Origin of the sequence: Geomonas sp. (assembly GCF_035254065.1) — a bacterium.
In the GTDB taxonomy this organism is placed as follows: domain Bacteria; phylum Desulfobacterota; class Desulfuromonadia; order Geobacterales; family Geobacteraceae; genus Geomonas.
Map to the genome: position 1 here is coordinate 1 of NZ_DATFBA010000395.1, position 5233 is coordinate 5233.

Consider the following 5233-nt stretch of genomic DNA (forward strand, 5'->3'; position numbering starts at 1 on the left):
GGCCAGGATCTGGCCGTGGTCGAAGCAAAGCGGTTCAGGCAGCGCGTCGACCGGGAAGACGGCGAGACCCGCGGCGTCGTCTCCGGCCTTGGGGGTCCCGGAGGCCTTCCCCACGAAGACGGTGGAGATGTTGTGGCTGCGCTTGTCGCGCGAAGGATCAGAGTAAACCCCCAGAAGACGCAGGTCGCTTACCTCCAACGAGGTCTCCTCCAGGCTTTCCCTCACCGCTGCAGCCTCCACCGATTCCCCGTAATCGACGAATCCCCCCGGTATCGCCCAACCGAACGGCTCGTTCTTGCGCTCGATAAGCACGATCCCTTCGGGGAGCTCGATGATGACGTCGACGGTGGGAAAGGGGTTACGGTACTGTCTGACCTTCTCGCCGCAGTTGGGGCAGGCGATGTAATCGAACGGCATGGTATTACCTCCTGAACACGTATATCCCCTGGGATAGCTCACCCTCCCCTTCAAGGGGAGGGCAGGGGTGAGGATGGGGTTAATGGGACAAGATCACCTCGCCGTTGAGGCAGTGAATGAGCTTGGCAGACTGGAAAACAGGCCAAAAAAAAGGGAGGACCGTGGTCCTCCCTTTTTCGAGCTTGTGCTGCGATTCGATTGGTAGATTACTTCTTCTTCTTGGCGCCGGCAGCCTTCTTGGAAGCTTTGAGCGGGTTGATCTTGGAATCTTCGGTCTTGATCTCGACCTTGACGTGCGTTGCGAAATTGCAGATGCCTGCAGCCCATTTCTTCCCGGGGGCAGGGTACGCACTGCATACCTGACCGATGGTGGAGTCGATGATCCTATCGCACCCTTCGCAGTTTTCCACTACCAGCTGGCAAGACCCTTCCGTAAAGACGCAACCCTGTTTACCTGCGAAAGTACACTCGGCACCGGGAAGTACGGTTTGACACTGCATGATTGAAGCCTCCTCTATAGTTCGTCGGAATTGTTGACAGAAGTTACTCTACCAATTTCAAAAGAATAATGTCAACTCGAAAAATATCAACTTTTCTGCAGAATTCTTGACTCGGGAGACGTTATGCATTAGACTTTACAAATTCGTCCAAAGCTGCTCTGCGTGCGGGTTTTCAGGGTTTCAGGGGGCGCCGGAAGGTGCCGACACCGACACGTGGGCAGCTTTGTCATCTATTATATTGAGTTAATAATCGGGAGGCTCACCTATGCAGCGGATCACCTTTGGCACTTCTGGCTGGCGTGGCATCATGTGTGAAGATTTCATCTTCGAGAACGTAAAGGTGGTCACCCAGGCCATCGCAGACAACGTGAAGGCCTCCGGTGAGGCAGGCAAAGGGATCATCGTCGGCTACGACTCCCGTTTCATGGGCGAGGCCTTTGCCCGCGAGGCGGTGCAGGTACTGGCCGGCGCCGGCATCAAGGCCTTCCTCTGCGTGCGCGACACCCCGACCCCGGTCATCTCCTTCGAGATCCTGCGCAGAAAGACGGCGGGGGCCATCAACTTCACCGCCAGCCACAATCCTCCCGAATACAACGGCATCAAGTGGTCCCCTTCCTCCGGCGGACCGGCCCTTCCCGAGACCACCCGCGACATCGAGCGGCGCGCCAACGAGATGGCCGGCGAGATCTGCTACAAGGAGCTCACCCTCGAGGATGCCAAGAGCAAGGGGCTCGTGGAAGAGATCGACCCCATGCGGTACTACCTGGAGGACCTTTCCCGCAAGGTCGATTTCAAGGCCATCGCCAAGCTGGGTACCCTCGCCGTCAACCCGCTCTACGGAACCGGCCGCGGCTACATCGCCGAACCCCTCAAGGCGCACGGCGCCGAGGTGGTGCAGATCAACGCCCACCGCGACCCCTACTTCGGCGGCTTCCCCCCCGAGCCCTCCGAAAAGTACATCCAGGATTTCATCAAGCTGGTCAAGCACGATCCGGGCATCATGCTGGGGATCTCCACCGACGGCGATGCCGACCGCTTCGGCATCGTCGACCGCGACGGCACGTTCATCGAGCCGAACTATATAATTGCGCTGCTGCTTGACTACCTGGTCAGGGTGAAGAAGATGACCGGCGGCGTGGCCCGCAGCGTGGCCACCTCCCACCTGATCGATGCGGTCGCCAAGAAGCACGGGGTGGAGGTGTTCGAGACCCCGGTAGGGTTCAAGTATATAGGGGAGCTGATCGGGCAGGACAAGATCATCATCGGCGGGGAGGAGAGCGCAGGACTCACCATCAAGGGGCACGTCCCCGAGAAGGACGGCATCCTCGCCTGTCTGTTGACCGCCGAGATGGTGGCCCACGAGGGCAAGTCGGTCACTGAGCTCCTGGAGCGGCTCTATTCCGAAGTCGGCCGTTACCTTACCAAGCGGGTCAACCTCACCCTGTCGCCCGAACTGGAAGCCGTCTTCCCAGAGCGGATCGCCGCCACCCCGACCAGTTTCGCGGGCGTCGCCGTCAAGGAGCGGATCACCGTGGACGGCAACAAGTTCCTCTTGCAAGACGGCAGCTGGCTGCTGTTCAGGAAGTCAGGGACCGAGCCGGTGGTGAGGCTTTACTGCGAGGCCGCCAGCGAAGACCGTCTGCAGGCCCTGGTCCAGGCTGGCCGCGAGTTCATCATCGGCAAGGAATAGGGCGAGCTCCCCATCAGCAGAGTAGAGTAGAGTAGGGGCGGCCCGGGTGGCCGCCCCTTTTTTCCTTGAGGACATAATATATATACAGGTCTGCCTGTCTAACGTGCACCCTGCCCTTGACGAGTCGTTCAAATCGGACCATTTCCATTCTATTAATAGTCTGCCTCTCTCTGTTTGAATTTTGCACCTCTTTCCATCTCACCGCATTTACATGCCTTTTGGCCCCCCTCGGCTGCTGGAGCCGCACCATCCCTGACATTGTCGTCACTTCGGAGCGGGAATTGCACACTCTTGACCTACATCAAACAAGCCGGCATACCTGAGCGCTATGCTGTGTTATCGGGAAGTTTTAGGGTTCATTTTCTACCAGCTTTGCGCTATGATAGCCGGACTACCTAACGAGGAGGGTCTATGTGGGACTATACTGACAAGGTGAAAGAACATTTCCTCAACCCGAGGAATGTGGGTGAGATAAAGGATGCAGATGCAGTGGGTGAGGTCGGCAGTTTGGCCTGCGGTGATGCCCTGAAACTTTTCATAAAGCTGGACGAGAAGAAGGAACGCATCGTCGACGCCAAGTTCCAGACCTTCGGCTGCGGCTCGGCCATCGCCTCCTCTTCGGCTCTTACCGAGATGGTGAAGGGCAAAACGCTGGACGAGGCGCTCCAGGTGACCAACCAGGAGATCGCCGACTTCCTGGGTGGGCTTCCCGAGGAGAAGATGCACTGCTCGGTCATGGGGCAGGAAGCGCTGGAGGCCGCCATCGCCAAGTACCGTGGCGTCGAGGCCCCCAAGCACGGCCACGGCCATGATCACGTGGAGGCCGAAGGCGAGGTCGTCTGCAAATGCTTCGGGCTCACCGACATTTTCCTGAAGAAAGTCATCGCCTCCAACAAGCTGCATACTGCCGAGCAGGTCACCCACTTCACCAAGGCGGGGGGCGCTTGCGGCGGCTGCATTCCGAAGATCAAGGAACTGATCGCCGAGGTGATGGGCGAAGAGAAGAAAAAGGCGGCGCCTGAGAAACCGGCCAAGCTGACCAACCTGAAAAAGATGCAGCTGATCCAGGAGGTCCTGGAGAATGAAGTCCGTCCCCAGCTGTGGGCGGACGGCGGCGACCTGGAGCTGATCGACATCGACGGCCCCAACGTGCAGGTCGCCTTCCGCAAGGCCTGCGCCGGCTGCGCATCCTCCGGTTACACCGCGAAGTTCGTGGAGCAGAAGCTGCGCGAGATGGTGTCTGATGATATCAACGTCCAGGAGGTCCAGGGATGAAGGAGATCTATCTCGACAACAACGCCACCACCAAGGTAGACGAGCTGGTCTTTGAGGAGATGCGCCCCTACTTCTGCGAGCTTTACGGCAACCCGAGCTCGATGCACTTCTTCGGCGGCCAGGTGCAGAAGAAGGTGGACGAGGCCCGCGCCCGCGTGGCGGCACTGTTGGGGGCCAACACCGACGAGATCGTCTTCACCGCCTGCGGCACCGAGAGCGACAACGCCGCCATCCGCTCCGCCCTGGAAGTGTTCCCGGAAAAGCGCCACATCATCACCAGCCGTGTCGAGCATCCTGCCGTCCTGACCCAGTGCCGCAACCTGACCAAGAAAGGGTACCGGGTCACCGAGCTGAACGTGGACGGCCAAGGGCGTCTGGACATGCAGGAGCTGGAAGCGTCGCTGGACGACAACACCGCCCTGGTCACCTTGATGTACGCCAACAACGAGACCGGCGTCATCTTCCCAATCGAGGAAGCGGCCCGTCTCGCCAAGGCGAAGGGCGCCCTCTTCCACACCGACGCGGTGCAGGCCGTGGGCAAGATCCCGCTCAACATGGCGGAATCCGCCATCGACCTCCTTTCCATCTCCGGCCATAAGCTGCACGCGCCCAAGGGGGTTGGCGTCCTCTACGTGCGGCGCGGCACCCCGTTCCGCCCGTTTTTGGTCGGCGGACACCAGGAGCGCGGTCGCAGGGCCGGTACCGAAAACACCGCCTCCATCATCGCCATGGGCAAGGCCTGCGAACTCGCCTCCCAGCACATGCACGACGAGAACACCCGCGTGCGCGCCATGCGCGACCGTCTGGAGAAGGAGCTGACCGCGCTGATCCCGAACACCCGGATCAACGGCGGCGGCGCCGAGCGCCTTCCCAACACCCTCTCCATCGCCATGGAATTCGTGGAAGGGGAGGGGATCCTGCTGCTCCTCTCCGAGAAGGGCATCTGCGCCTCCTCCGGCAGCGCCTGCACCTCTGGATCGCTGGAGCCGTCCCACGTGCTGCGCGCCATGGGCGTTCCCTTCACCTGCGCCCACGGCTCCATCCGCTTCTCGCTCTCCCGGTTCACCACCGACGCCGAGATCGATACGGTCATCAAGGAACTGCCCCCGATCATCCATCGTCTCCGCGAGATGTCCCCCTTCGGCAGGGAGTTCCTGGACAGGAAGTAGGACCACAGAAGCATACTCAAACAAGGTGACATAGGGAAAACACAGAGGCCACATCCATCGATGGATGTGGCCTTTGCGTTCGGTCCTTCAGATTTTAAGATCAGGCCCGACCTTCATAAGGTCGCCCTTCAGATTTTAAGATCAAGCCCGACCTTCATAAGGTCGGCCTTCAGATTTTAAGA

Annotated in this window: 5 protein-coding genes; 3 read left to right on the plus strand and 2 right to left on the minus strand. The window is 59.8% G+C overall.

The window, feature by feature from the left end; all coding sequences use genetic code 11:
* A partial coding sequence (locus VJ604_RS18610; protein ID WP_324085089.1) for an NUDIX domain-containing protein occupies positions 1–417 on the minus strand: 417 nt, incomplete at its 3' end.
* Between the two features lie 206 nt (positions 418–623).
* The gene (locus VJ604_RS18615) at positions 624–917 is read right to left on the minus strand and encodes a PxxKW family cysteine-rich protein (protein WP_324085091.1); all 294 of its coding nucleotides are present in this window, start codon (positions 915–917) and stop codon (positions 624–626) included.
* 265 nt (positions 918–1182) lie between these two features.
* On the opposite strand from VJ604_RS18615, the gene VJ604_RS18620 reads away from it, so the two are divergent.
* The 3 genes from VJ604_RS18620 (at position 1183) to nifS (ending at position 5051) form a co-directional block, all read left to right on the plus strand.
* Positions 1183–2607, plus strand: a complete 1425-nt coding sequence (locus VJ604_RS18620) for a phosphoglucomutase/phosphomannomutase family protein (RefSeq protein WP_324085093.1) — start codon at positions 1183–1185, stop codon at positions 2605–2607.
* 411 nt (positions 2608–3018) lie between these two features.
* Positions 3019–3882, plus strand: a complete 864-nt coding sequence (gene nifU / locus VJ604_RS18625) for a Fe-S cluster assembly protein NifU (protein WP_324085095.1) — start codon at positions 3019–3021, stop codon at positions 3880–3882.
* Positions 3879–5051, plus strand: a complete 1173-nt coding sequence (gene nifS / locus VJ604_RS18630; RefSeq protein ID WP_324085097.1) for a cysteine desulfurase NifS — start codon at positions 3879–3881, stop codon at positions 5049–5051. Before nifU ends, nifS begins: the two co-directional genes overlap by 4 nt.
* Positions 5052–5233: the final 182 nt, after the last annotated feature.